The organism is Geitlerinema sp. CS-897, assembly GCF_028368005.1.
GTDB lineage: Bacteria > Cyanobacteriota > Cyanobacteriia > Cyanobacteriales > Geitlerinemataceae > Baaleninema > Baaleninema simplex.
The window spans coordinates 1-26,890 of the sequence record NZ_JAQNCQ010000031.1; the positions used below are offsets into that span (position 1 = coordinate 1).

The following is a 26,890-nucleotide window of genomic DNA, read 5'->3' on the forward strand; positions in this document are numbered from 1 at the left end:
CTCAACCGATTTTTCTCTAAGATGTCATTTTTACCCGAATTTTTCTTTTTTCTCGGTCTTAATCCCTAACCAACTCCCGACTAATTTCATCCCCTTCTCGTGCTACTTGGCGTACTACAAGTTGAAGTGCGGAATGTGAGCCCAAACACTACCCGAAAAACCGCTGGTAATCCGCCATCAACATTGAATGTCTTTCTGAATCTTTCGATATCGTTTCTTTAAGTCCTTGAGACGGCGTTTAAACCCCGGTGCAAATTCGATATTCAAGATCCTTCACTCATCTCAATCGTCCCACAGTTCGGAAATCGGGCGAGTTTCCCCTCTTGCCATGTCTTCCAATGACGCTTGTAAATCTTCGAGAATCTGTGAATTGGGTTCGTACTCGTCAACCCAAGCCAAACCACTCACTGAATCTTGCAATTGGCTGGCGATTTTTCTCCAAAGTTCGACACTCACGACAACTTCACGAGTTTCTCCAGCCTCATTTTTGAGATAACGAATTTGGTGGGTAAGCGGTGGCTTTGCCATGACTGAAGGGGAAATAAGTTGAGCGATCGAGCGTTAACGAAGTTAGCAATTTTGCTCCGTATCCTCCGCTATTTTAGCCAATTTTTCAGTCTCCAGCCCACATCCCCGGCATCTTCAAAATGCCGGGGGTCTCGCCGCAGTCAAACCTCTGTGTTCTCTGTGTCTCTGTGGTGAATCCCCCCAAACACTACCCGAAAAACCGCTGATAATCCCCCATCAACCACCCCGGTAACATCGCCTGAGCGTTGGCAAAACTCAACTGGTCGCGACGACAATACAACATCGCCGCCAAGAAGCAGTTGAGGGATTTTGGACGGCTCATTCCCTGAGCCAATTCTGCTTTCAACTGACCGAATAACGACTGCTCCGCCTCCGTGCGCGGCAACCGCTGTAACCCGCTTTCCATAAAGCTTCGCTGCGCTTCATCCATCCCCCCACAGTAAGCCGCCTCCAACTGCTCCGCTGGCAAACTCAGCCAATACTGAGCCAACAGTTGGCGCAGTTGGCGCAGTTGGGCGATCGCATTCCCATCGTTCGCGTCAATTTGGAACAAATTCAGAAAAGTCGAAAGCCGCTTAACAAACTCCGGACTCGGCGGTTGCGCCTCCGCTCCCGGCACCGTCACAGCCCCTTCAAAAACCTTCTCATAATCCGCAATCAGCCACTCCGGAAGCCGACTCCGAGCATCCCGAACCTTCATCTGGTCCGGAGGATAGAACAACATCGCCCCCATCAACGCATTGAGAGACTGCGGTTTATCCAAACCCATCCCTAACTGAGTCAACTCCTGACGGTACTGCATATCCGCCTGGCTGAGAGGTTCCTTCTGAAACCCACTTCCCAGCAAAATCCGATAGCCGCGACCGAGATCTCCCTTATACACCGTTTCCAACTCCCCATCTGGAACCGTCATCCAATGTTCCGCGAACTTCCGGCGAATCTGGTGCAATTGCGCGATAATCGACTGGTCGGAAGGGTCGATTTGATAGAGATTGACCGTTCCCAACAGACGATTGAGAAACTTAGGACTGTCCACCGGTTCGTCCGGAATCTCCGTCGGAATCTCCATCGCGGGCGCCGTCGCCGTCGCCGCCTCCGGGGTAAGAACCGACTCGAACACCGCCGCGTAATCCCCGTACAGCCAAGCCGGAAGTCGCGTTTGAGCGTTTTGCACCTTCATCGTTCCCGGCGGGAAAAAGAGGAACAGCCCCAAAATCGCGTTGAGAGCTTTCGGCTGTCCCGACTTCCACACCTGCGCCAACTGTTGCTTGAGTTGGTTTTCCGGTTCGCTAATCGGTTCTTTCTGGAATCCACTTCGCAGCAAAGCTTTATAAGCGTTCCCCACCTCCGAAGCATAGAGGGCTTCCAACTCTTCTGTCGGATGCGCCATCAACGACTGACAGAGTTGATACCGCAGTTTTCGCAGTTCCGTCGTATTCGCCGTATCCGAGGGGTCGATATCGTAAAGATTGACACAGCCAATCAATCGATTGAGAAAGGTGGTGAGGTCGGTTTGGGGTTGTGACGGCGGCGTCGGTGCTGGGGGAACCGGTTCGGTGTCTTGAGGTTCCGCCTCAAACACCGCCTCGTAATCCGCCAGCAACCACACCGGGAGACGGTTTCGCGCGTCCCGGACTTTCATCTGGTCGGCAGGATAGAACAGCATCGCCCCCATCAACGCATTGAGCGCCTTGGGTTTCGTCAATCCCGCCCCCAATTCCGTCAGTTCTTGGCGGAACTGAGTATCGGCGTCGCTGAGGGGTTCTTTCTGGAAATCGCTTTTCAGAATGGCTTGGAAGGCTTTACCGATTTCGCCGTTATAAGCTGATTCCAGTTGCTCCGTCGGTAGCGTCATCCAATACTCGACCAATTGTCGCCGCAGTTGGTGCAGTTCCTCGATAATCGATTGCTCGCTGGGGTCGATGTAATAGATATTGCAGCAGCCAATCGTGCGGTTGATAAACGCTTGACTGGTGGGGTGTTCGTCCGGTTGAGACGGCGTGGGCTGCGAGACCCCTTCGTTCACCAATCGTTCGAGGAGGCTGGCAAATTTCGCCCCGAACGCCTTACTGTCGAGGAACGGCGGCGTTTGCTGCATTCCCTGTTGAATTTGTTGCCGTTTAGCGAGGCGGAAGTTAGCATCCGTCGCCAGTTTAGTCGCCAGTTGAACGTACCCGTCTTCGCTGTCGGCGATGAGGTCGGGGATTTGCAGCTCTCGCAGCAAGGCGGCGGACTGACGGAATCGCAGTTCTGAGCCTTCCATCGCCACGATGGGCAGTCCCACCCGCAGGGGGTCGAGGACAGAGGCGGCACCGGAGTAGGGGAAGGAGTCGAGATAGACATCCGCCTGTTGGAGAGCTTGGCGAATATCGGCTCGATTGGGCAGGGTTTTGATGAGGAGGAGCCGTTTCAAATCGACGCCGTACTTACGAAATGCCCCTTGCATCTGTTTGAAGAAGGGCATTTCGAGCTGGGGATGCCGTCCCCAGTTGGGACCGAAGGGGTAGATGGCGAGGATGGAGTTGGGAACCGCAGCCAGGAGTTTCGCCCAGGTTTCCCGCAGTTCCGGGTTAACCTTGCGGAAGTTCGCCCCGGACATAAAGACGATGGTACCTTCGGGAAGTCCCCAGGTGGAACGGTCTAAGTTGACCGTGGGCGTATCGGTGTCCGGGGGGAATTGGAAACAGAGTCCCGAACCCTCCACAGTGACGAGTTTCTCGCTGTAATGGCTGGGGTCGGTAGCGGTGAGGGAACCGCCGATATAGACATCCAGATTCCGCATTCCCGTGGTGGTGGGGGCGGAGAGTCCGGTGGTTTGGATGCGGGCGAGGCGGTGCAGGGACAGCAGCGTGAGGGGGTAAGACCGGGCGGTGATGTTCGTCCCGATGAGGAGTACGTCCAGGTCGTCGCTGCGGACGGCGTTCACCATGTTGGGGAGGTTATTCGCCGGGAGGGTGGTGAATTTATCGGCCCGTTCTCGACAGTATTGTTCGTGGGGGTGTCCGGTGGTTTGTAGGCTGTAGAGGTACACCTCGAAGCGATTTCGGTCTAAATACTCGAAGGCGGGAATGGTGGTGAAGGTTTCGGCGGTGGGGAGGTAGTTGAGACAGAGGACGCCGAAACGGAGCTTGCGGTGCGACCCCGCGCCGGTTTCCGGCGCTAGGGCTTGCCCTGAGCTTAGTCGAAGGGAACGCGCACCAAGAGAGCGGTTTTGGGGACGGGGTGGGAACTGGTAGTCCAGTTGGGAACCGGCCTGTTCGAGGTATCGTTCGAGGATGGCAGCGCGTTTTTGTTGGATGTCCCGTTGGTCGCGCTGGCTGAAGCAGAGGGGGGTGAGGTTAGCTAGGTTAGCGAACGCCTGGGTGACGGTTTTCCAGGTGGGGTTGTCGGGGTTGCTGAGGATTTTGTTGTGGAGGTAGGTCGTCCAGTGGGTGAGGTATTGGTGATAGGCGTCTACTTCCCCTAAGTCTTTGAAGAGACGGGGCGACTCGAACATGAAGTTGAGGTAGGTTCCCGTCATCCAACTGGGGATGGGGGCGTTTTGATATTGGATGTCGAACTGGTGGGGGTAGCCGTAGAGGGCGGCGGCGAAAAAGGCTTGGATGGCTTGGGGTGCGCCGAGTCCCTGGCTGAGTTTTTGGGACAGTTGGGCGATGGTGGTGCGGTCTGTGTCGGTGAGGGGTTCGTTTTTGAGGCTACTCTGCCACAGTTGTTTGTAGGTTTGGCCGAGTTGTCCGGTGAGTTGGGGGTGGAGTTGGTCGGTGGGGAGGTTGAGGAGGTGTTGGGCGACGGCGGTTCGGATGCGGCGCAGGTTGTCGAGGGCGTCGCTGTTGAGGGGGTTTTGTTGGTAGGTTTGGAGGAGTTGGCTGACCTGTTGGGGGGAAACTGTCTCGGCGGTGGGTTGGCTAGACATGGCGTTTTGCATGCGATCGACAGGGCAGTATACAACGGGGTCACTACATTCTCTTTTTAGCTGATGTACGCTCAACTCTCGATCGAGACGTTCTTGTTCGGCTTGGGACAATCGATCGCATCCATTTTTAATCAGTATGACTGCATTCAGTTTCTGCGAATCTATAAGATTTTGGATGCGAGATACAGGAGTTTGGCTAACATCAAACACACCAAACTTAAATGAGTTTTCAGAACGTCCTGTTGTGTTGACATCCGAAAACTCAACCCAAGAAACTCTATCTAGAATTCCACATTGCTGAAAAATTTCTTTTTGCTGAGGATTCGCCAGGAAGTTTTGAGTCAAAATATAAATTTTGAGCCGCGACAAATCCGCCGCATCACTAACAATTCCTGCATCAACTTGACCATCAAAAAAACCAATCAGTTTAGGAAGTTTTCGTTGTTTTTCTTGAATATATTCGTAAATTGAAAAACGGTGATGTCTTGCAGTTTTGGTGGAGCTTCTAATATAAATACTGCGTCGATCGGAGTCAGCCAAATAGGTTGGTTCGATTCCTCGACCATCAATGTAATCCAAAAGTTGCTGCACTTTAATTTCGGGTCGATGGAAGTTCCAAAACAGGTGATGTCCAGCTTTTGCAATATCTCGAGCAATGTTTGGATGCTTCAGAAAATAACGAATTTTATCTTGTAGATCTTTCTCATCATTATAGGTTACTAAATGTTTGTGGTCTTCAAATAAAACATCGAGACCAGCTTGAGATCTAACTCGATCTGTCAACAAGAAACCGCCACTTGATAAAACTTCAAAAACCCTCATATTAACGTCCCCATTCAAGCTGACGTTTAAATTAATTAGAGAGTTTGCATAAATTTCCGCCGCTTTAGGTTGAGGTGCGCGAAATATCTCAAGCGGTAAACCTGCTTGTTGGACTTTGTTTAATAAATGCCGTCGATAGGGATGATATTTCCCAACTTGACCGACAAAAGATAGTAAATGCTTGGGATGTATCGGTGTATTTTGTGGATGAGGGTAAATATTAAACGCTGGAATCCAAAAAACTTTTTCAAATCCAACTTCTCTAAAGAAATGTAAGTGACGCCGCACGTGATCGGCCATCACGAAATCAAATTTTTCTTGAAGGGCGTACTCGGTCAACGTCCGCAGTGGTGCTTCCATATGCTGCGTATCGCCTACAATCAGCACTTTTGGACATTTAACCGTCTTTAAGTTGACTGGGAAATTTCGCCGTGCTGCGTCCGTTCGCACGACTAAAAGATCGGGGTGTTGAGATGGAGGAAGTTGGCTCACAAAAGGAGCAATGTCGTAAGTCCCGAGGGGCGTTTGAATAGTTTTAAATCGACCGTTTTCTTGGGTTGTTTTAAAAATACCACCGCATAGAATCTCATTTTTTGAAATGATTGTAGGTCGGTGAACATAGCCAGGTGGTTGGTAAAATAATAAAACGTTAAGAGAGGGATAATCGTAGATCTGATGTTCGGATTGACTGAGATTCATTTTTTGTAGTGTTAGGTGATAACTATCGGTTTGAGTTAGGCTTGAAGCCGAAAAAGATTCAAACGACGGTTGCCGCTAGTTAATTAAATTTTAGGTGTTGTGTGGATTCTTCTTAAGAAACGCTTTAAGCGTCTCGACAACATGAAACACTTGTTCTTGAGAGACTTCTGGATAAATGGGCAGTGATAAAATTCGATGTGCGGCGTGGTGAATAACTGGTAAAGAGTCAGGCGTTAATCTTAAATAGTTATATGCTGGCTGTTCGTGCAAGGGAATGGGATAATGAATCCCCGCGCTAATACCAGAATCTTTGAGATGTGCCAAGATTCGATCGCGGTTGTCAAGCTGCAAGACGTACAGATGATAAACGTGTTCTACATCCGGACGAACTTGAGGTGTGGTCACTTCAAGCACTTCTGACAGAAGCTCGTTATACCACTGGGCAACTTGACGACGGGCTTGGTTCCATCTCGGTAAGTGGGGAAGCTTAACGCTGAGAATTGCCGCTTGGAGTCCGTCCATGCGACTGTTTATCCCTTCAATTCGATGTGTGCCTTTCCCACCATGTCGAGCAAAGAGTGCCATCCACTCCGCTAGACGATCGCTATTCGTCACGATCGCCCCTGCATCTCCCATCGCACCCAGGTTTTTACCCGGATAGAACGACAACGTGCCGATATCACCGAGAGTTCCCACCTGTTTTCCTTTATAGGTTGCAAGGTGAGCCTGAGCGCAATCTTCAATCACCCAGAGATTGTGTTTGCGGGCGATCGCTAAAATTGCATCCATGTCGGCAGGTTGCCCGTAGAGATGCACGACAATGATGCCCCGAGTGCGATCGCTAATCTTCGATTCAATTTGGTTCGGATCGAGAGTAAACAAGTCGGGTTCGGTGTCGCAGAAGACGACCCGCCCCCCAGCTTGCGTAATGGTTTCGGATGTTGCAATCCAGGTGTGAGCGGTGGTGATGACTTCTTCACCTGGCTGGAGTCCTAATCCTTTTATGGCAATGTAGAGCGCATCGGTGCCGTTCGCGCAGGAGATACAGTGACGCGCACCCACGGCTTGAGCGAACTCAGCTTCAAACTGTTCGACGAAGCGACCGCGAATAAAAGCGGACTCGCGAATTACCGTGGCGATCGCCTCATCGATTTCCTCGCGGATCGAAAGATATTGGGCGTAGAGATCGTTAAACGGAACTTGCACGGGGAGCGAAGACTGGAAGTGCATTTAGTAGTCTACATCTCTGAGGTACTTGGCGGGACTGCCCGCAAAAATTACGCCAGGGGGGACGCTGTGGGTGACAAGACTTCCTGCTCCCACGAGCGATCGCTGGCCCACCCGAACGCCGGGGAGTAGGGTGGAGTTCGCCCCAATTCGCGCCTGTTGTTCGATGTGGGGCGCTTTTAACTCCGCTTTGGCATTGGGATGTTGCGGAAACTTGGCATTGGTTAGCACTACATTCGGCCCGATCCAGCAGCGATCCTCTAAAATCGAGAATTCTGGAATAAAGGCTTGGGTGTGGATACGAACCCCATCGCCAATGGTGACGCGATGTTCGATAACGCTGAGCGTCCCAATAGATACGTCATCACCGATGATATTGAGTTCGCGGAGATTGGCCTTATGTCCGGATTGAAAACCGTTACCGATACGGTTCCCGGCGTAGATGACCGTATGAGAGCGAATCACAGCATTGTCACCAATAACCGTTGGCTCTCCCTGGTATCCCTTAAACGGAACTCCAATGATGCAAAAATCTTCAATGGTGACATTCTCACCAAGTCGAACGTGGGGATGAATGACGGCAGTGGCAGCGATGGTGTTGGGCATCGTATCGATCTAAGTCCGTCCCAAACGACTGTAGCGGGCGCGGAAACGCAATTGAACTTCCCGTCCTGTTTCAATAGACTCGTAAATGGCATTGATAAGTTCCAGGCTGCGCCGTCCTTCTAAACCATCTACCAGTTGATGGGTGTTGTTGCGGATGGACTGAACGACATGTTCGTAGTAAGCCTGATGGCCGTAGCCATAGACGTTGGGGGGATTGACGGAGTATTTTTCGAGAACTTCTCGATCTTCAGGAAGTTCTTCGGCAAAGTTCCACACTTTCATTTGGTTGACCGCAAATCCTCCAATTTCTACTGAGCCGTTCTCGCCGAGAATCGACAGCGATCCTTCCAAGTCTTTGGGACGGGTGGCGGTGGTGGCTTCGATGACGCCGAGTGCGCCGTTACGGAACCGTAAGATTACCACGGCGGTATCTTCGGCTTCGATATCCACTAGGGCAGTACGGCTCATGGCCATGACCGATTCTACGTCTCCCATCATCCACTGAAGTAGGTCGATGTGATGACTGGCTTGGTTGGTTAAGACGCCACCATCCATCGCCCAGGTTCCCCGCCAAGCATCTTGGTCATAATACTCTTGACGGCGACACCAGCGCACGCGAACTGTTCCCATAACGAGTTTGCCAAAGCGTCCGGATTCGAGTGCCTGTCGCAGTTTGACGACGGGGACGTTGAAGCGGTTTTGTTTGACCACGAACAGTTTACAGCCATGTCGATCGCAGGCTTCAATGGCAGCATCGGCATCTTCGAGGGTCAGTGCCATCGGTTTCTCGACGATGAGATGTTTGCCGTAGGGGGCGAGGTGTAGGACGTGTTCGGCATGGAGACCGCTCGGCGTGAGGATTGATACAATATCGATGTCCTCTTTCCGGAGCATGGCGTCCATATCCGTGTATACTGGAACGCTGAAGCGATCGCCGTAGACTTGGGCGCGAGAGCGATCGAAGTCGCACACTGCGGCTAGGGTTGCGCCTTTGATGATACCGTTACCTAAGAGTTCGGCGTGACGCTTGGCGATGCGACCACAGCCAACTAGAGCAACCTGTAAATTAGGGAAGTCTTCAGTCATATCTCTACATGAAACAACCAATCTCCAATAGTCTTCAGCAGAGCTTTCAAAAAATCAAGCTGTGTCCTGATGCGTATCAAATATATTTTCATATAGGACATACTTTTTTGAGTCTTGGCGAGACACAAAAGGCATTTAAAGCTTGCCTCAAGGGGATTGAATATGGTGGAGATGGCAGAGATGATATTCTTTATTGGGCAAATCTAATGTATAACTCAGGCTTGCTTTTAGAAGCTGGCGATTTATACCGGCTGGTTTTATCTCACTCATCCACCGATCCGGAAATTTGTTGTAAATTAGCAACTTGCTTAAGATCTATAGGTGAAGTTAAGGAAGCACAAGCATTGGAGGCGATCGCCCTAGCCATGGCACAAACACACTCGTCATTTGGTTCGATCTAGTTTGCTTTGAGACCTTAAAAAAACTCCAATACTGAAACGCTTTCTTTCTTAAAATAGTAAGAGCTACAATTGCTCGATACCAAACCACCGATCATCAGGGTTAAGAGTTACCGTCAAGTCCATTGGAATGTCATATGTCTGTTGCCCAAGAACTTCAAAAAATAGTTGCTATAGAGCAAGAGTTTGATGTTAATTCTGTCACTTACAAGGGACTCAATATATGGCCAATAGTCCGTTTCAATATTGAGTACTTTTTTGGGCATATTAAGAAAGATCCCAATGCGCTCGGCCGTTTAAGGGTGTCTAAAAAAAGATCAGATGCTACACTAAAATTTTCTCAAATTCAATCTGACTATGCCCAGCATTCATGTGCTTGGCAAAATATACTAACTCAAGTCTCAGGACTAGAACACGCTGACATATTATTCTTTTCTAAGCATGAAAACTATAGTGAAAAAATTAATGGTAAGTTTTTCGATCGTTGCTTAGATTCTATACATGAACAATGCGATCCTCAACTTTCAGCCCTAAAAATTGAGTTAGACTTTCCACAAGGGCGAAAAAAACAACCTCGTTTTTATCCTTGTATCTTTGTCGATCCTTATCCTTGCTTAAAGAAAGAGGCTTTGCTACGAAAATGTTTGACTTATTCACTCAAAAACCTGAAGATACAGAACTTTAAGGGTTTGCAAAAAGTCGTCTGGAAACACACAAGCTTTTATTTGCACGAAGACCAAATATTAGATCAGCTTTATTTACATGAATCTTATCACAAGTTATTTATCGATCTACTATCAATCATTCGACCACGTGCTGTTTTTCTTGTATGTCATTACTATATTGTAGCCAAGGCTTTAGTCCAAGCCTGTCATGAATTAGGTATTAAAACGATTGATGTTCAACATGGTCAGGGTGGTAGATATCATAGTCAGTATGCTCATTGGACTCGGATTCCTGTATCTGGCTATGAATTACTGCCAGATTTCTTCTGGGTTTGGAGCGAACAATGCAAAAATCATCTAATGGAAACACGCCCCTACGTCCTTGGAAATTATACTCATCATCTCCCAGTAGTCGGGGGTAATCCTTGGCTAAGTAAATGGTTAGATGATGATTTAGGATTGAGCCAAGAAGAGAAAAATTTCCTAGATCGACTGCATAACCATAAAAAAATAGTACTGGTCTCCTTACAAAACTCTACTTTTTTGCCAGAGTTGCTAAACTTTTTGATCCCTGCAATGAAAACCAAAAGAAATGATGACGATTATTTTTGGCTGATTCGGTTTCATCCTCTTCATCGAAGCCAAAGAGAGGTTGATAGTGTCCTAACCCCTTTGCAAAAGCATAATATAAAAAATTTTGACATACATTTTTCAAGTTCCATGCCTCTTTATTCGTTACTAAAGCGGTGTCACTATCATGTAACGTCATTCTCATCTGTAAGTTATGAGGCGAGTGTTTTTGGTGTTAAAACAGGAATAGTCGATCCGCAACAAAGAGCAGGGTATGTTATGTTTAAAGATCAGATCCAAAAAGGAAGTTTTGACTACATAACTAGTTCTGGAGATATAATTAATAATGTATATAAAAGTACAAGGAAGCCTATGATTCAAAATTTTTCTGACTGTTATATAGACCCTCGTCCAGAGATATCCCGAGATGCTTTAAACAGAATCCTAGAAAACTTGTCATGAAGCAATCTTGCTTAAGTCAAACAAACATTAGCTGAGAAGAATAACTAAAGACAATCCCAAAGGCAGTGCATGTCATCATTATATTTGCGTTCTCGTCTGCATATATGAATATCTGAATCCATGTCAAAAAACAACTCACAAAGCTCGATTCATTGGAAAAAAGCTTTACTTCCTCCCAGTAGTACAATCAAGGAGGCAATATGTAGCCTCGATCGATCGAGCTTGCAAATTTCTCTTGTGGCTACTCCTGAAGAAGTCCTAATTGGCACTATCACGGACGGCGACATTCGTCGTGGGCTACTACGGGGACTAAACTTACACGACTCAGTTGACACAATTGTCAACCGCAATCCGATTGTTATACCATCTCATTTTTCTAGAGACACAGCAGTTCATATAATGCAAGTCAATGGAATCCAACAACTCCCTGTAGTGAATGAGAACCATCAAGTCGTTGGATTACATTGCCTATACAGTCTTTTAACCCCTCCCCCTCGCCCTAATCTTATGGTTATTATGGCTGGAGGTAAAGGTACTCGACTTCGCCCGTTAACGGAAACTTGCCCTAAGCCTCTGCTACCAGTTGCTGGAAAGCCCATGCTGGAACACATCTTAGACAGGGCTAAGAGTCAAGGATTTCGGCGCTTTGTTTTTGCCGTTCATTATCTGGGACACTTAATTGAAGAACATTTTGGTGACGGAAGTCGCTGGCAAGTTCAAATTGATTATCTTCGAGAAGAATCTCCTCTCGGCACTGCTGGTGCCCTTAGCTTGTTAGACGTTGCTCCTGAAGATCCCTTTCTTGTCACAAATGGAGATGTTTTAACGGATATTCACTATGGTGAGATGCTAGAATTTCACGAGACCCATAAAGCTATAGCTACTATGGCGGTTCGTCTCCACGAATGGCAAAATCCTTTTGGTGTAGTACATACACAAGGCGTAGATATTGTGGGATTTGAGGAAAAACCTATTGTACGTAGTCACGTCAATGCTGGAATCTACGCTCTAGATCCAAAGGCTGTGGAGATTCTTGTTCCAAATCAACGCTGTGATATGCCTAGTTTGTTTAGTCGATTACACAAAGAAGGTGGGCGTACTATCGTGTATCCTATACATGAACTTTGGCTAGATGTAGGTCGCGAGTCAGATTTTCAGCGAGCACAAGTTAGTTTCTCTTCACAGCAATGAAAATTTTGGTTGTTATTCCTGCCAGAGGTGGATCGGAGCGACTACCTGGCAAAAATATTCGCTTGTTAGGGGGAAAGCCCCTGATTGTTTGGAGCATCGATGTTGTAAGAGATGTTTGTGCGATTTGTGATACACTCGTTTCGACAGACCATCTTGAAATTGCTCAGATTGCCAAGCAAGCAGGTGCTTTAGTACCCTGGATGCGTCCCCCTGAGTTAGCTACTAATGCTGCTCGCTCGGTAGATGTTGCTATCCATGCTCTAAACTGGTATGAAATAACTTATGGAAAGGTAGATGGTGTTTTACTGCTGCAACCGACTTCTCCATTTAGGAGCCGTAAAACAGTAGTAGAAGGAATTAAATTATTTAAGGATAATGGATTCAAACCAGTTTTAGCAATTTCGCCGACTCATATACATCCCATGTGGACGTTTAAATTGAAAAATGGTTATTTATCACCTTTTATGCGAGAATACAGTAACTTTAATTGCCGATCTCAAGATTTACCGGATGCTTATATTATCAATGGATCTTTTTACCTTGCCCATCCTCAACAACTCCGAAAACAAGAAAGCTTCATTGATGAGACGACCATACCACTAATTATTGACTCACCAAAAGAAGCTCTAGATATTGATACGGAGTGGGATTGGAGAGTGGCTAAGTGTTGTATACAAGACCATATTCCGTAGCCTTCTTATTATTTTTTACTGAATTCGCATTTGTTTTTAATTGTAAACCAATTAAGTTCGTTAAAATAGAGTCAAAACATCATGAATATCATTAAGTATCCCTCTCCAATCGATGAATCTCGTTTTCTGAAGAATGCTCAGTCTCCAGAACCCTTATATGGTTTGCCTTCGGCAGTTGAGTTCTGTCAGAGCTGTGTAATCTCAAATCAGCGCCCAAATTCTGCGGTTGAGTATAAGCATACTAAATCAAGCCAGAAATCTACTATCCATTTTGATAAAAACGGAATATGTGATGCCTGTAATTTTGCAAAAAAGAAAAAACATAGCATTGATTGGAGTGAGCGAGAGAAGGCACTAATAGCCTTGTGCGATCGCCATAGAAGACATGATGGAAATTATGACTGTATCGTTCCTGGTTCTGGAGGCAAAGATAGCTTTTACGCTGCCCATATTCTTAAAACAAAGTATGGAATGCATCCCTTGACTGTAACCTGGGCTCCCCATATTTACACTGAATGGGGTTGGCATAATTTTCAGGCTTGGATTCATGCGGGACTGGACAACTATTTGATGACTCCCAACGGAAGAGTTCACAGGCTGCTAACCCGTCTTGCAACAGAACTTTTATTTCATCCATTTCAACCCTTTATGATGGGGCAGAAGTCGCTTGCTCCTAAGATGGCTATTTTGTTCGATATCCCTTTAGTTTTTTATGGGGAAAATGAGGCAGAATATGGTAATCCAATCGCAGACGCTGACAAAGCGCAGCGTGATTGGGGTTATTTTACCTCGGAAGATGAATCTCAGATTTTTTTAGGCGGAGTATCGGTTAAGGATTTGATAGATCGATTTGGATTGGATCGCTGCGATCTACAACCTTATCTTCCAGCCGATCCCAATCGACTTTACGAGAAGAATGTTGAAGTTCACTACTTGGGCTACTATCTAAAATGGCATCCTCAAAGCTGTTATTACTATGCAGTCGAGCACGGAGGTTTTCAAGCTTCTCCAGAACGTACTCCTGGCACTTACAGTAAGTATAATAGCATTGACGATCGTATTGATGACTTCCACTACTATACAACTGGAGTTAAATTCGGCATCGGCAGGGCTAGTTATGATGCCTCTCAAGAAATTCGTTCTGGAGATATAGATCGAGAGGAAGGAGTAGCACTTGTGAAACGATTTGACCATGAGTTTCCAGAACGGTTTTCTGACGAAATTTTTCGTTATCTGAGCCTTTCATCTCAAGAATTTCCGATTGCCAGTCAGATGTTTGAACAGCCTATTATGGATCTGGATTATTTTAATCGGTTGACCGATAAATTTAGATCGCCCCATATTTGGTATATCGAAAATGGAGAGTGGAAACTTCGTCACGCCGTATGGCATAAAAGTTAAGTAAATTTTAATTTTTAAGACGATGAGAAAAATCCGTTTAATTGCTCGTCTAGATATTAAAGGGTCTAATTTGATCAAGGGAGTTCACCTTGAGGGACTACGTGTTATTGGTTCACCAGGAGAATATGCTCGTAGATATTATCAACAAGGTGCAGATGAATTACTTTACATGGACTGTGTTGCTAGTCTTTACGGTCGAAATAACCTAAGCCATATTATTAAGAATGCCGTTCGAGATATTTTTGTGCCTATTACTGTAGGAGGTGGTGTTCGTTCCATTGATGATGCTAACCACCTACTCCGATGTGGAGCTGACAAGGTAGCTATTAATACAGCAGCAATTGCTCGTCCTAGTTTAATTACAGATGTCGCACGTTGTTTTGGTAGTCAGTGTATGGTACTTTCTATAGAAGCTAAGCAAGTTGGCTCTAATCGATGGGAAGCCTACACTGATAACGGTCGTGAGCGAACTGGCGTAGACGTAATTGATTGGGTCAAACAAGGTGTTAGCCTCGGTGCGGGTGAGATTTTGCTAACTTCCGTAGATAGAGAAGGAACTCGTAAGGGGTTTGACATCTCTTTAATTAAGGCTGTTACTGAGTCTGTTACAGTTCCTGTTATTGCTAGTGGAGGAATGGGTCAACTAGACCACTTACGTGATGCAGTTTGTCAGGGAGGAGCAGACGCAGTAGCTATGGCTGATATTCTTCACTATCAGCGCTCTACCCTAAGTGAAATTCGTCAATTCGCGTTATCTTCTAATATAGCAGTGAGGCGTTATGAAAAATCCTGAAGTCACTGTTATTGACTATGGTGCTGGCAATCTTCTCAGCGTTCGGCAAGCTTTTGAATATTTGGGAGCTACTGTTCATGTCACCGCCGATCCTGAGTTTCTTCTGACATCTTCTAGGGTCGTGTTACCTGGGGTTGGTGCTTTTGCTAAGGCTATGTTTGAATTACAAGAGTTAAATCTCACGGATGTTATCAACCAAATCGCCGTTCAAGGAACTCCCTTGCTAGGTATTTGTTTAGGAATGCAGCTTTTAATGGATGAAAGTGAAGAGTTTGGTACAAATGCTGGATTAGGACTAATTCCAGGGATGGTCATTCCCATTCCCGCACTGACTGCTACAGGACAACCCCAGAAGATTCCCCATATAGGGTGGAACGAGCTAATTCCGACATCAAAAAATGAAGGAGATTGGCTTAATACACCATTGCAAAATATTTCTCCTGGAGAAGCAGTTTATTTTGTTCATTCCTTTATGGCTATCCCTGACGATCCAAATCATCGCGTTGCAGATTGCCTCTATGGAGGTCTGTCTATATCAGCAGCAATTGCGAAAGATAACATTTTTGGATGCCAATTTCATCCTGAAAAAAGTGGGGAAGTAGGGTTAAAAATATTAAAAAGTTTTTTGGATATAAAATACAATAAAAATTCATAGTATACATTGTGTATTAAATTATTTTGGAGGTCATCAGTATGAGTCAAACATGCTCAGTTAATATTGGTGGAATTACGATTGGGGACAATTTCCCAACTGTGGTAATGGCGGAAGTAGGAACCTTTTTCAATAGTGACATTACAGAGGCTGAAAGGTATCTACGTGCCATAGCTAATGCTGGGGCTAAGTTATTTAAGACAGAAATATTACACAATCCAAATGTGTGTTTAAAGAACACTAGTTTGACTACCACCTACAAGCATACAGAGGGAAGTACAACTGAAGATTATCGAGCGCTCATCGAGCGCAAGGTCGTACCCTTGGAAGATTATGCAAAACTCTTCACTCTCTGTCGCGATTTAGGTATTCCATTTGTTTGCAGTATATACGATGTAGAGGGGGTTGATTTTATTGTCGAGCAAGGAGGCGCAGCGATCAAATTTGCACGAGATAATATGGATAACATTGCTCTTATCAGATATGCTGCTGCGACTGGACTGCCCCTCATTATGGATGCTGGTAATCTTTATTTGAGTGAAATTGCTCGCGCTATTGAAACTGCACGAAAATTTGGAGATGGAGGAGTAATTCTCAACCATCACCCAGCAGCCAATCCTGCTCCGCCCGAGATCCATAATTTGCGGGTAATCGAGACTTATAAACGTACCTTTGGAGTGCCTGTCGGTCTGTCTTGCCACTATCGTGGAGATGAAATTCTATATGCAGCTGTGGGGGCTGGTGTGAACCTTATCGAGAAAGGAGTTGATTTTAATCCTGACAGAACTGAGCAAGATCTGGTATCTGCGGCTCCTATGAATTCACTATCTGATATAATACGGAAAGTAAATAACTGCTGGATGGCACTTGGAAAGATACGCTGGGAGGTATCTGAACCTAGAAATCAATCTTCATGGAAAGGCTTTGTAGCACGGTCTAATATTCAAAAAGGAACGCCCTTAAATTTGAATAATGTCGGTTTCTCCTTTCCCTGTAAGGGGATATCTGTAGCCAACTGGGATCTGATCGTTGGTCATCATGCTGCCCGAGATATTTGTGAAGGTGAAGTAATTAATTGGCAAGATGTTGTCTAAATTTGTGGGTCTTCTGGGTATGAGGTAATAAGTGGAACTCATATCAAGCCTGGTAAGGGTTTCAGGCTTTTGGGGAAATTCAAATTGTATTGCTTTATACAGTTCAAACCGTAAAAATAGAAGACCCAAAATTTGTCAAGTAAGTTTAGTTAAAAAAGGTGCTGCCATGCAAGAACAACAATATTCAAGAACACAAGTTTATTTAAGTTCCAATCGAAATGCAGAACCTAAATATATGTTTGCATGTTTAGGAGATATTATTGAGCGCCAAGGCTACTCTATTCTTAGTGAATTTAAAATGTTAGATGTAGGAACAGCTACGGGCGATTTCATTCAGTATATTTTGAATCGATTTTCAAAAGTTGAATGTATGGGAGTTAACTTCGATGAACAACTTATTAAAAGGGCAGAAAACAGAAACATTAACGCTTCCTTTCGTGTTGGTGATGCTAATAATTTATCTTGCATAAATGATAGCAGTTTTGATGTTGTAACCCTAATAGGTACTCATAGTATATTTGATGACTTTCGTCCGTCATTTTCGGAATGTATTTGAGTCGCCAACAACAAAGGTCTTGTAATTGTTGCTGGCATTTTCAATGAATATCCATTGGATTGTCGAATTTATTGGATGTATCCTGATAACTTAGATGCAGATTGGCATCCAGGGTATAACCTATTTTCTACAAAGTCTGTATCAACTTACTTGCAGTCATTAACAAAAGTAGATAGCTTTCATTTTGTTAATTTTTCTGAATTTCCTTTTCCTTTCGATATCGAACCACAGGACGATCCGGTGCGTTCTTGGACATACAAAGATTCAAATGGAGTTCGACGTTTCCGAAATGGAATCATGCCACTTGATTTTAAATTTTTAGTGATTGAGTTGTCGTGAATAAGGAATGTAGAGTGGTTAATTATAAGTTTGAATATGCATGGTCAAGTGGGGATTTGCCAGGTGAACCTAAATTCCACTATCCAGTACCTCAAAGCATATCAAAACCTATAGTGACAGGACTAAAGTCACTAATCCCAAACATAGATTTTCTCGAACTCTTTTCGTTACAACAAGCTCATGCGCTATCTGGTCGTTTTATAGCAAAGAGCAAATCATCTACCTGGTTGCTACGTGTTACAGAAAGATTAGGTTATTCTGAACTTGAGAAAAAAATATTAGATTACGCACTTTCTCAGGGCATAAGTCTCAGTCCTATCCTGTACAGTGAAATAATTAAAGTAGATGGCAAGTATTACCGGGTAGATGTTCGTCCCTTCATTCATGGAGACCACTTCGATGGTTCTACAAAGAAAATATACTTGCTGGCCAAAGAACTAAGTAAATTGCATAAAGGTTTGGCAGATTTTCCCGATCGAAATAGAATTCAAATAATTTCTCGTCAACGATATCAGGCTTTAGAAGAAACACGTAAGTTATTAGGAGAAGCAATTACAAATAATTGCCTGGAGATATTTGGGTCTACAGAGGCATGGGTCAGAAAAAACATGAATTGGTTACAGCTTCTGGTTACAATGTTTGACCCTAGAATGGATCTGCGACCTAGTGCACAGTGTTTACATGGAGAAGTACATCCTGGTAATGTTCTTTTTCAGGAAGGATATCCTATCCTGATTGATTTTGAAGAAAGCGTACATACTTTTGCTCCACCTGATTGGGATCTTGCCTTTTTAGTACAACGTTTCTGTATGAATCGAAAAACCGGTGAGCTTGACCGCAATCTGTTTAAGGCAGTTACTGATGGCTATGGTACATCTCTTCCGCCACTATCCATGACTATGCGCCAAGCGGCTTGGTTTTCCGTAGCTGTGGCTCTTCAAAGTATCAGAAATGGATTAATAGTTCCCAATTCGGAATTGGATAAGTTCGTACTTTTTGAAGAATTTGCACGATCGATTGAGCAAGAATGAGACAGCTTAAGATTCTTTTTACTGCACGAGATCCGGGTGGTGCAGGAGCTATTTTACCTGTATTCCAATACTTTCGAGAACGTGGGGAGTGCGAAGTCGTTATAGCTGCTTCTGGGATTGCGCATGATTGGTTATGCAAACAGGGTGAACAGCCTTTTTCATTTTTTTGTTCAAGCAATAGGGATTACATTTGTCATAATGAAGACCCAACTCAACTATTAGAAGCAGCGGACGAGCTACTTGGGAATATCCAGCCAGACGCAGTGGTCACAGCACTTTCTTCTTTTGGCGCTGGGATAGATGAAGCTGTCATTGCTCAGGCAGTTGTCCCTACATTTTCTATACAAGACTGTTGGGGTGATGTAAATACAGAACTTGGCGTAACTGCTGACACGTATTTCGTTATTGATGATTTCGCGGCAAAACTATCCCAGGATCGTTTCGGTGTAAATACGGTGGTAGTTGGTGCACCTAAATATACGAGATACTCGACTCTGGACATTCCAAGTCTCAGACATCAATATAGACATTTAGCTGGAATTGCCGATGGTGTTAGTATGGTGTGCTGGTTTGGTCAGTCACCTAAAATACCAGGACATGAAAAAGTCTTTGAAGATTTTATTTCTGTATTGCCCGAACTTAGAAAAAATATTAAAGTAGTTTTGCGCGGACATCCAAAATTTGCAGAAGATTTCGCGCTATATTTAAATCAAATTCGCTTAGCTGGATTAGATGTATGTGATGCGACAGGAAAAGGTCGAGCAGAAGGTTGGCTGTCCGCTTGTGATTTGATGGTAACACCGTTTTCTATGAGTGGTATAGATCATGCTTACCTGACATCAGTTAGTCCAGAGGTTTTAGGAAATGTTGTTTATTTAATGACCAACAAAGATATTCAAGATTTCCAGTTTCAGGCTACAGGTATTAGAAAATTTCCGCCCCTTTTAAATCGAGGTATAGGTTACTATGTGGACAATATTATAAAGATTGATACAGTCTTGAATCTGGCACTTACATGGGAATCAAGAATTGATTACTATCATCGTTCAAAGCAATTAATATTTTTAAATCCATGCGTTGCTATCTATAAATATATTTTAGAATGTCTTAGAAAAGAGTAACATATCAACAGTATCCTAGACCCAACGACCGAAAATATATTATGTTGATATTACTTCAGATATTATTAAATCCAACTTGATATGCTGGATTGCCAGCTACAATCCATCCATCTGCAACAGGTTTTGTGACTACAGAACCTGCACCAACAATTGTGTTGTGACCAATTTTAATGTCTGGTATGACAATTGCACCTGCTCCAATGAAAGCAGACTCTAAAACGACTACACTTCCACATAAAGTCACACCTGGCGCAATAAAAGCATGAGATTTAATGAGACAATTATGATCGATGCTTGCCCTTGTATTAATAACTACATTGGATTCTAAAATCACTTCACACTGAATTACTACTCCAGCCATAACCTGAGAACCCTCACCTATTCTACTTGCATGGCTAATGGTAGCAGAAGGATGACAAAGCGAGGCAAAACTAAAACCCTCAGACTTTATTCTGTTAAATATATTCTTTCGTATGCAAGTCTTAGGATTTGCACCTAAACCGTTAACTAGCAGAATATCTTTAGGGCATAAACTATCTAAATACTCATCTCCTCCTAAGATTGGTACGCCAAAAATTCGATCTTTAGAACAAATATTTGGATCGAGAATACCTGTAACTTGAACACCACTTGCGAGTAGCGTGTCCAACACCACTCGCCCATGACCACCTGCCCCCAAAACGTACAATTGCTTAGACATCCAATATCTCGTCTCGCTCAAAATTTCGCGTTGCTACTCGATCGAGTGTCTGCCAGTATTGGAAGGGAGAAACCCCCGTACCAGGTCGCTTACAGCTAACGTTATAGTCTGTAAACGTTTCTCCTGTACGGATCTCCCTCGTTGCAACTAAACTTTTACGAGCAACACTACGATTCTTCCACTCAGAAGCAGTAGGACATTTAACGCCATCTCCAAATGCTTGTTCGATCTCTCTCACTTGCCGTACCAGTTTCCGTAACTCTTCAGGTTCTAAAGAAGCCCGATGGTCTGGGCCCGGCAAATTCCGATCGAGCGTAAAATGTTTTTCGATAACCTTTGCTCCCCGTGCTACTGCAGCTAGAGAAATATGAATACCTTCAGTATGGTCGGAATAACCTACGGGCAACCCGAATGCAACTCTCAATGTATCCATCGCTAATAAATTGACATCTGTAAAGGGAGCAGGATACTCCGTTGTGCAATGTAGCAGTGTCACCTTTTCCTGTAAAGCTTGTTGACCTGATTCCGAACAATAAGCTTCTTGAAACCCTAAAATTGAAGGGGAAGCTTCTGGTTTTACGTAACCAAATGCCAAAACTCCTAACGCCGCTTCAACCTCACCCAGGGTACTCATCCCAGTGGAAAGGATGATATCTTTCTGCGTTTGTGCGGCTTTGAGTAGAAGGGGAGCGTTTGTGATTTCACCAGAGGGAAGCTTGAGACGAGGTAAGTCAAACCGTTCGGTCAGTAACTCAATACTTTCTAAGTCAAAAGGGGTTGATAAAAATTGAATGTCACGCTTATGACAATACTCAATCAAAATCTGATGGTCGGATTCATTCAATTGCAAACGCTGCACCATTTCCAATTGAGACTCTGCTTCATCAGTAGTTTGGGTTTGATATTCTGCTTTAGGTGCGTAGTGACTAATGATGCGATCCGCACGAAAAGTCTGAAATTTAACAGCGTCAGCACTAGCTTTAGCCGCAACGTCAATTAACTGCTTGGCGAGCCTCAAATTGCCATTATGATTGACACCGGCTTCTGCAATAATAAAAGTAGACATTTCAGAAACAATGCTCTATATCGAAAAACGATTTTCGAATGCTCAGCGGTTTAGATTTTAGCACCGCTGCAATTCTTTGACTTGAATTTCCTATGCCATAACATGATTCTACCGTAGACAATAAGGATTGAAACTCTCTGGATAAAGCTTGGTGTAGAGCGGCAATAATATCTATGCTACTTTCTAAGACATCGATTACCGATTTAGCTTTAAGGCGACCTTTCTGTCGATCTCCAACATTTACTGTTGCCTTGTTCAAGGCTGGAGCTTCTGTTAAACCGCTAGAGGAGTTTCCTAGTATCACATCAGCTTCTCGCATTAAGCTTAAATAGCGTTGTTGACCGAGTGAAACAAATGCTTTCGATCGATGCTGGTTTTCACAAACCCATCGATCGATCTGCTCGATTAGAACTCGCCCTCCTGTATCTGCATTGGGATAAGTGAAAATCACCGTTGCGTCAGGAAAGCGATCGAGAGCAAGCAATAATTCCTCCATTGCACTTGAGGAATATTTCGCGTCAAGAGTTACTGGATGATACGTTACCAAAAATACTGGAGATCGCAGTTGAATTCCTAATGAATGTTCTAGAGTAGCTCGATCGAGCCATGATATATGTTGAAGATGGTCTAATCCTGGCGCACCAAAATTGAAAACCCGATCGGGGGATTCTCCAAGTTGAATGATACGTTGGCGATAAGGTTCAGCCGCTACAAAATGCCATTGAGCAAACTTGGTTATAGCATGACGAATCTGTTCGTCAAAAGCGCCTTCTGTCACTTCACCTCCATGTATATGTGCTATCGGAATCCGAGCCACCATCGCCGCTTGTGCCGCAGCTAGAATTTCAAAGCGATCGCCCAAGACAACTAAAATATCTGGTTTCAATCTTTCTAAAGCATCAGCAAATCCGATCGTTCCTAATCCTATTGACTTAGCAATACCTACAGGGGTATCACTGGACATTAACATTTCAACCTTAGCGTCAATAGAAAATCCATCTTTCTCAATCACTTTATAAGTCAGACCAAACTCGGGAGAAAGGTGCATTCCCGTCGCAACCACTTGAAGCTCTAAATCCGGATCGGACTGAATTTCTTTCATGAGCCAATAGAGCAAACCATACTCAGCACGAGTGCCAGTAACAATACCAATTTTACGAGACATATTGTTCTCCTAACTTCGCACTGCTAGGAATATTAATGGCACGTTTTTCTAGATTTTCAGCATAACTCAAATCCATACGAGGTGAATTCAAAAACATGGGGAGTTTGTGCATCAGTTTCCAAGGAGGGCGCGTCATAATGCCTCGTTCGTTTGTTAATTCGAGCAAGCGATCGCGCTGAACCTCACCACCTTGCTCCACAAACAATAGGTTGAGCCAGTAATTACTGTTACAAATCTCGGAATCAATAAAAAAACGGACTCCTTTCACATCCTGAAAAACTTCAGCATACTTAGAGGCTAAAGAGCGCTTTTTTGACAAAAAACTAGGCATTTGCTCTAATTGGGCGCATCCTAGAGCCGCATTAATATTTGGCATTCTGTAATTATAGCCAACTCGATCGTGAAGGAATGACCAACGATGAGGAACCTTAGCAGTTGTCGTAATGTGTTTCGCTACATCTGCCAAAGACTCATCGTTGGTCAAAATTGCTCCACCTCCCCCTGTCGTCATAATTTTATTACCATTAAAGCTTAGCGCGGATACACGTCCCCAATTTCCAGTATGGCGACCTTTATAAAAACTTCCAAGAGATTCAGCGGCATCCTCAATTAACTCTAGCTTGAATTCTTTGCATAGCTTCGCTAAAGGATCGAGGTCTACTGGATGACCAAATGTATGAACTGCAATCACCGCCTTTATTCTACGTCCAGTTTCTCGATTAACACAATGGTTCCCTTCAATTCGGGCAATGTGACGTAAATAGTTTTTTAATTTTTGAGGATCGATCCCTAATGTTGACTCCTCACTGTCTACAAAATGAGGAATCGCTCCACAATAAGCTACTGCATTTGCGGTTGCCACAAAAGTCAAAGCAGGTATTAGAACCTCGTCTCCGGCTTCAACTCCAACTAGCTGAAGACAAATATGTAAAGCAGCAGTTCCATTGACTACTGCTATCGCTCTTTTTGCCCCTGTATAAGCTGCTAATTCGTCTTCAAAGCGATCGACAAATTTTCCAACTGATGAAACCCAGCCTGTATCTAGGCATTCTTTCACATAAAGCCACTCATTACCCCCAAACTCGGGTTCGTGCAAACCGATGAAATCGAGATTTCTCGGCAAAACCTTTCGTAAAGCTTGAATTACACTCTCTAGATTAATTTTGTCAACCATCACTCAATTTAAATGTTATAAATATCTGATTTGTATTGCCTTAGATTATCTTCGTTACTAAACCAGGCTGCGGTTTCTTCTAAGCCACGTTTAAAACCTTCGCGTCCACCGTAAATAGGTTCCCATCCCAGAAGCTGTCGAGCTTTCGTATTATCTGCCCATAATCGATTCACTTCGCTTTTTTCAGGACGCAAGCGAACCTCGTCAGTTTCAATTTCAATTTCGACATTCATCGCCTCTGCAATAAGCTGAACCGTGTCACCAATGGAGATTTCAAAGTTGCTGCCTATATTGATTACTTCCCCTACCGATTTGTCAGACTCAGCGATCGCCATAAATCCTCGAACGGTATCTTTAACGTAATTAAAATCTCTTGTCGGATGTAAAGCCCCTAACTTAATTTTTCGCTTGCCATTAGCAATTTGAGTGATAACTGTAGGAATTACAGCTCGAGCTGATTGTCGAGGCCCATATGTATTAAAAGGTCGGATAATAGAAATCGGTGTACCAAAAGATTGGTAAAAAGACATTGCAATTTGATCGGCACCAATTTTACTGGCTGAGTATGGTGACTGACCTTGTAACGGATGCTCTTCCGTAATTGGAACAAATTGAGCCGTCCCATAAACTTCACTTGTGGAAGTATGTACGACTTTCTGAACTTCAAGTTCTTTCGCCGCTTGAACCACATTTAATGTTCCCTTGATATTTGTATCTATATAAGTAGCCGGCGAATGATACGAGTAAGGAATTGCAATTAATGCAGCTAGATGCAAGACTGTATCGCAGCCTTTCATAGCTTCTTTTACGCCATAAGGATCGCGAATATCACCCGAAAATACTTCTAAGTTCTCTAGGACTTCTTTGGGCGATCGATCTAACCATCCCCAAGAGTTAAAGGAGTTGTAAAGAACAAATGCTTTAACATTAAATCCCTGTTTGACTAGCTCTTCTGTTAGATGAGAGCCAATAAAACCATCTGCCCCAGTGACTAATATTTTCTTCACAGCACCTGCAAAGTTATCAATACAGTTTAAATATATGAACCCAGAAAATCCAGAATTTTCACTAAACCACTAAGCAATCGAACATCCATTGCGCCGACAAGCTCAAAATATCCAGACTCTCCAACACCGGAAAAAGTTCCACCCCCGATCGCACCTGCGGCAAACTATCCGCTTGAAATACTACCACCGACTCATCTTGACGGTCAACTAACCATCCTAGTTGCGTCCCAGCATTCAGGCAATATCGCAACCCTCACGACCCCAATCCTTCCTACAACCGCGTCAACACCTGCCCCATCTCCCCCGCCAGCAGTGCCTTCACATCCAGCACCAACCCCAGAAAGAACGGACTACTCAAACACCCCGCCGCGTCCGGTTCCTGCTGGCGATATTCCCCCTCTTCAAGAACGTACCAGCGAAACTCCTCTTCCAGAACCACCCAAACCAGATATTCCCGAACCCCATTGCGACGATAAGCCTGTAACTTATCGTGGAGGTCGTAAGATGCCGTACTCGCCGCAATCTCCACAATTAACTCCGGCGCACCCTCAATATAATCGTCCTCGCTAATCCGCGACTTTCCCCCCGCCGATTCATCAAGGCGCAAGAGAGCATCGGGTTGAACTTCATTTTTCGAGTCAAGGCGAACCGTTGTGTTATCGAATACCATGACATTCGGTGTAGCCGCTGCATAAACCATTAACCAGCCCATGATGAAGCCGTGAGGTCGGCCATGTTGCCTAGCTCTAACTGGCGATGCCATATAAACCACCCCTTCCACCAACTCCGCCTTCTTCACCTCTGGCAGCAACCGATAGCGTCGCTCGAATTCAGTACGGGTGAGGCGATCGCCGTTTTCCAAAATCGGCACGAGTTTCGATGTCACTGGTTTTCCTCCACTCACGATCGCACCTCCTCTCGTTCTCAGACCGCCCTCGGCAGACTGCTGCTGCAACCACACCAGCGCATCTACCATCTCCATCAACTCTAACAGCACCACCGACCCAACATCGCGCCGTATCCGAGGAACTCCTCCCACAGGCGATCGCTCAAACCACCAGCCAATCGAAAACCTGCTGTGCCGATAAGTTTAGGCAACCTAGCTCTTCCAGTACCGGTAAAGGTTCTACCCCCGATCGCACCTGCGGCAAGCCGTCCGGTTGAAATACCATCACCGACTCGTCTTGAGAGTCAACCAACCATCCTAATTGCGTCCCGGCATTCAAGCAATAGAGAATTTTCTCAATCACCTGGTTCGCTGACTGCTCCGGCGACAGAATCTCGATAACCCAATCCGGATGACAGTCGAAGCGATTGGCAATTCTCCCCCGTTCCGTCTTGGGAATCCGGCTCCAAACAAACACGGCGATATCAGGAACGAGCGATCGTCCCGAAAACGTACACCGCAGTTCTGTAAACGCATGAGCCAACTTCCCCGGAACCGCCACCTCATTAATCGCCGTCCCCAAGCGAATCTGTAACGTGCTATGTTCCCCTTGCGGCATTGGTTTTTGCCGAACGCTCCCCTCCACATATTCACAAGCCGGTTGAGTCTCAGGACAAGCCAAGAACTCCTCAAGCGTGAGTTGACCCGTCAAGGGAGGAACCACAACCATAAAACACCTCCAAACCGTCAAATTACAACCGTCACGACCCCAACCCTACCTGCAACCGCGTCAAAACCTGCCCCATCTCCCCCGCCAGCAGTGCCTTCACATCCAACACCAACCCCGGAAAAAACGGACTACTCAAACACCCCGCCGCGTCCGGTTCCTGCTGGCGATAGTCCCCCTCATCGAGAACGTACCAGCGAAACTCCTCTTCCAGAACCACCCAAACCAGATATTCCCGAACCCCGTTCCGACGGTACGCCCGTAACTTATCGTGGAGGTCGTAAGATGCCATACTCGAGCCAATTTCCACAATTAACTC

The 26,890-nt window shown here is 45.0% G+C and carries 26 protein-coding genes and 1 pseudogene; 12 read left to right on the top strand and 15 right to left on the bottom strand.

Annotation, left to right across the window (positions count from 1 at the left end; genetic code table 11):
• Nucleotides 1-282: 282 nt before the first annotated feature.
• The 6 genes and pseudogenes from POG22_RS01395 to POG22_RS01420 all read right to left on the bottom strand — a co-directional run bounded on the left by POG22_RS01395 (nucleotide 283) and on the right by POG22_RS01420 (nucleotide 8,881).
• A complete protein-coding gene (locus POG22_RS01395) occupies nucleotides 283-528 on the bottom strand; it encodes a hypothetical protein (RefSeq protein WP_498903189.1) in 246 nt (81 codons plus the stop codon).
• Between the two features lie 187 nt (nucleotides 529-715).
• Nucleotides 716-4,441, bottom strand: coding sequence for an O-linked N-acetylglucosamine transferase, SPINDLY family protein (locus POG22_RS01400; protein ID WP_498903224.1), 3,726 nt, complete (start codon nucleotides 4,439-4,441; stop codon nucleotides 716-718).
• Between the two features lie 585 nt (nucleotides 4,442-5,026).
• Nucleotides 5,027-5,962 (bottom strand): annotated as a pseudogene (locus POG22_RS01405) (glycosyltransferase family protein); the annotation flags it as partial.
• Between the two features lie 90 nt (nucleotides 5,963-6,052).
• Nucleotides 6,053-7,192: a DegT/DnrJ/EryC1/StrS family aminotransferase gene (locus POG22_RS01410; protein ID WP_498903190.1), complete on the bottom strand. Its 1,140-nt coding sequence runs from the start codon at nucleotides 7,190-7,192 to the stop codon at nucleotides 6,053-6,055.
• A complete protein-coding gene (locus POG22_RS01415) occupies nucleotides 7,193-7,795 on the bottom strand; it encodes an acyltransferase (protein ID WP_498903191.1) in 603 nt (200 codons plus the stop codon). It lies immediately after the preceding gene.
• Between the two features lie 9 nt (nucleotides 7,796-7,804).
• Nucleotides 7,805-8,881 (bottom strand): Gfo/Idh/MocA family protein, encoded by a 1,077-nt coding sequence (locus POG22_RS01420; RefSeq protein ID WP_498903192.1) that lies wholly within the window; start codon nucleotides 8,879-8,881, stop codon nucleotides 7,805-7,807.
• 8 nt (nucleotides 8,882-8,889) lie between these two features.
• Here POG22_RS01420 and POG22_RS01425 point away from each other — a divergent pair, with 8 nt between their 5' ends.
• From POG22_RS01425 to POG22_RS01480, 12 genes are all read left to right on the top strand, one after another.
• On the top strand, nucleotides 8,890-9,282 hold the full coding sequence (locus tag POG22_RS01425; RefSeq protein ID WP_498903193.1) for a hypothetical protein: 393 nt from the start codon (nucleotides 8,890-8,892) through the stop codon (nucleotides 9,280-9,282).
• Between the two features lie 134 nt (nucleotides 9,283-9,416).
• Nucleotides 9,417-10,976, top strand: a complete 1,560-nt coding sequence (locus POG22_RS01430; protein WP_498903195.1) for a hypothetical protein — start codon at nucleotides 9,417-9,419, stop codon at nucleotides 10,974-10,976.
• Between the two features lie 120 nt (nucleotides 10,977-11,096).
• Nucleotides 11,097-12,167 carry a nucleotidyltransferase family protein gene (locus POG22_RS01435; protein ID WP_498903197.1) on the top strand — a complete coding sequence of 357 codons (1,071 nt, stop codon included), beginning with the start codon at nucleotides 11,097-11,099 and terminating at the stop codon, nucleotides 12,165-12,167.
• On the top strand, nucleotides 12,164-12,859 hold the full coding sequence (locus tag POG22_RS01440; RefSeq protein WP_498903198.1) for an acylneuraminate cytidylyltransferase family protein: 696 nt from the start codon (nucleotides 12,164-12,166) through the stop codon (nucleotides 12,857-12,859). The genes POG22_RS01435 and POG22_RS01440 overlap by 4 nt, the downstream gene beginning before the upstream one ends.
• Before the next feature lie 81 nt (nucleotides 12,860-12,940).
• Nucleotides 12,941-14,260 (top strand): N-acetyl sugar amidotransferase, encoded by a 1,320-nt coding sequence (locus tag POG22_RS01445; RefSeq protein WP_498903199.1) that lies wholly within the window; start codon nucleotides 12,941-12,943, stop codon nucleotides 14,258-14,260.
• A 22-nt stretch (nucleotides 14,261-14,282) separates the two neighbouring features.
• Nucleotides 14,283-15,053 carry an imidazole glycerol phosphate synthase subunit HisF gene (gene hisF, locus POG22_RS01450; RefSeq protein WP_498903200.1) on the top strand — a complete coding sequence of 257 codons (771 nt, stop codon included), beginning with the start codon at nucleotides 14,283-14,285 and terminating at the stop codon, nucleotides 15,051-15,053.
• On the top strand, nucleotides 15,040-15,708 hold the full coding sequence (gene hisH, locus POG22_RS01455) for an imidazole glycerol phosphate synthase subunit HisH (RefSeq protein WP_498903201.1): 669 nt from the start codon (nucleotides 15,040-15,042) through the stop codon (nucleotides 15,706-15,708). Before hisF ends, hisH begins: the two co-directional genes overlap by 14 nt.
• Before the next feature lie 38 nt (nucleotides 15,709-15,746).
• Nucleotides 15,747-16,799: an N-acetylneuraminate synthase family protein gene (locus POG22_RS01460; RefSeq protein ID WP_498903203.1), complete on the top strand. Its 1,053-nt coding sequence runs from the start codon at nucleotides 15,747-15,749 to the stop codon at nucleotides 16,797-16,799.
• Nucleotides 16,800-16,830: 31 nt separating this feature from the next.
• The gene (locus tag POG22_RS01465) at nucleotides 16,831-17,355 is read left to right on the top strand and encodes a class I SAM-dependent methyltransferase (protein ID WP_498903204.1); all 525 of its coding nucleotides are present in this window, start codon (nucleotides 16,831-16,833) and stop codon (nucleotides 17,353-17,355) included.
• Nucleotides 17,356-17,430: 75 nt separating this feature from the next.
• Complete coding sequence (locus tag POG22_RS01470) at nucleotides 17,431-17,694, top strand: hypothetical protein (protein ID WP_498903205.1); 264 nt, start codon at nucleotides 17,431-17,433, stop codon at nucleotides 17,692-17,694.
• 14 nt (nucleotides 17,695-17,708) lie between these two features.
• The gene (locus POG22_RS01475) at nucleotides 17,709-18,725 is read left to right on the top strand and encodes a phosphotransferase (RefSeq protein WP_498903207.1); all 1,017 of its coding nucleotides are present in this window, start codon (nucleotides 17,709-17,711) and stop codon (nucleotides 18,723-18,725) included.
• A complete protein-coding gene (locus POG22_RS01480; protein ID WP_498903209.1) occupies nucleotides 18,722-19,846 on the top strand; it encodes a hypothetical protein in 1,125 nt (374 codons plus the stop codon). The genes POG22_RS01475 and POG22_RS01480 overlap by 4 nt, the downstream gene beginning before the upstream one ends.
• Nucleotides 19,847-19,901: 55 nt before the next feature.
• On the opposite strand, the gene POG22_RS01485 is transcribed toward POG22_RS01480, so the two are convergent.
• From POG22_RS01485 to POG22_RS01525, 9 genes are all read right to left on the bottom strand, one after another.
• On the bottom strand, nucleotides 19,902-20,546 hold the full coding sequence (locus POG22_RS01485; RefSeq protein WP_498903210.1) for an acetyltransferase: 645 nt from the start codon (nucleotides 20,544-20,546) through the stop codon (nucleotides 19,902-19,904).
• Nucleotides 20,539-21,612, bottom strand: a complete 1,074-nt coding sequence (gene neuB, locus POG22_RS01490; protein WP_498903212.1) for an N-acetylneuraminate synthase — start codon at nucleotides 21,610-21,612, stop codon at nucleotides 20,539-20,541. The genes POG22_RS01485 and neuB overlap by 8 nt, the downstream gene beginning before the upstream one ends.
• A gap of 1 nt (nucleotide 21,613) precedes the next feature.
• Nucleotides 21,614-22,777, bottom strand: coding sequence for a UDP-N-acetylglucosamine 2-epimerase (gene neuC, locus POG22_RS01495; protein ID WP_498903214.1), 1,164 nt, complete (start codon nucleotides 22,775-22,777; stop codon nucleotides 21,614-21,616).
• Nucleotides 22,767-23,951 carry a LegC family aminotransferase gene (locus POG22_RS01500; RefSeq protein ID WP_498903215.1) on the bottom strand — a complete coding sequence of 395 codons (1,185 nt, stop codon included), beginning with the start codon at nucleotides 23,949-23,951 and terminating at the stop codon, nucleotides 22,767-22,769. Before POG22_RS01500 ends, neuC begins: the two co-directional genes overlap by 11 nt.
• An 8-nt stretch (nucleotides 23,952-23,959) precedes the next feature.
• Complete coding sequence (locus tag POG22_RS01505) at nucleotides 23,960-24,958, bottom strand: NAD-dependent 4,6-dehydratase LegB (protein WP_498903217.1); 999 nt, start codon at nucleotides 24,956-24,958, stop codon at nucleotides 23,960-23,962.
• A 61-nt stretch (nucleotides 24,959-25,019) separates the two neighbouring features.
• Complete coding sequence (locus POG22_RS01510; RefSeq protein ID WP_498903219.1) at nucleotides 25,020-25,145, bottom strand: hypothetical protein; 126 nt, start codon at nucleotides 25,143-25,145, stop codon at nucleotides 25,020-25,022.
• Nucleotides 25,146-25,229: 84 nt separating this feature from the next.
• The gene (locus POG22_RS01515) at nucleotides 25,230-25,997 is read right to left on the bottom strand and encodes a Uma2 family endonuclease (RefSeq protein WP_498903221.1); all 768 of its coding nucleotides are present in this window, start codon (nucleotides 25,995-25,997) and stop codon (nucleotides 25,230-25,232) included.
• 10 nt (nucleotides 25,998-26,007) lie between these two features.
• Nucleotides 26,008-26,574, bottom strand: coding sequence for a Uma2 family endonuclease (locus tag POG22_RS01520; protein WP_498903222.1), 567 nt, complete (start codon nucleotides 26,572-26,574; stop codon nucleotides 26,008-26,010).
• Between the two features lie 31 nt (nucleotides 26,575-26,605).
• Nucleotides 26,606-26,890, bottom strand: a 285-nt coding sequence (locus POG22_RS01525) for a Uma2 family endonuclease (RefSeq protein ID WP_498903223.1), incomplete at its 5' end; no start/stop codon positions are given.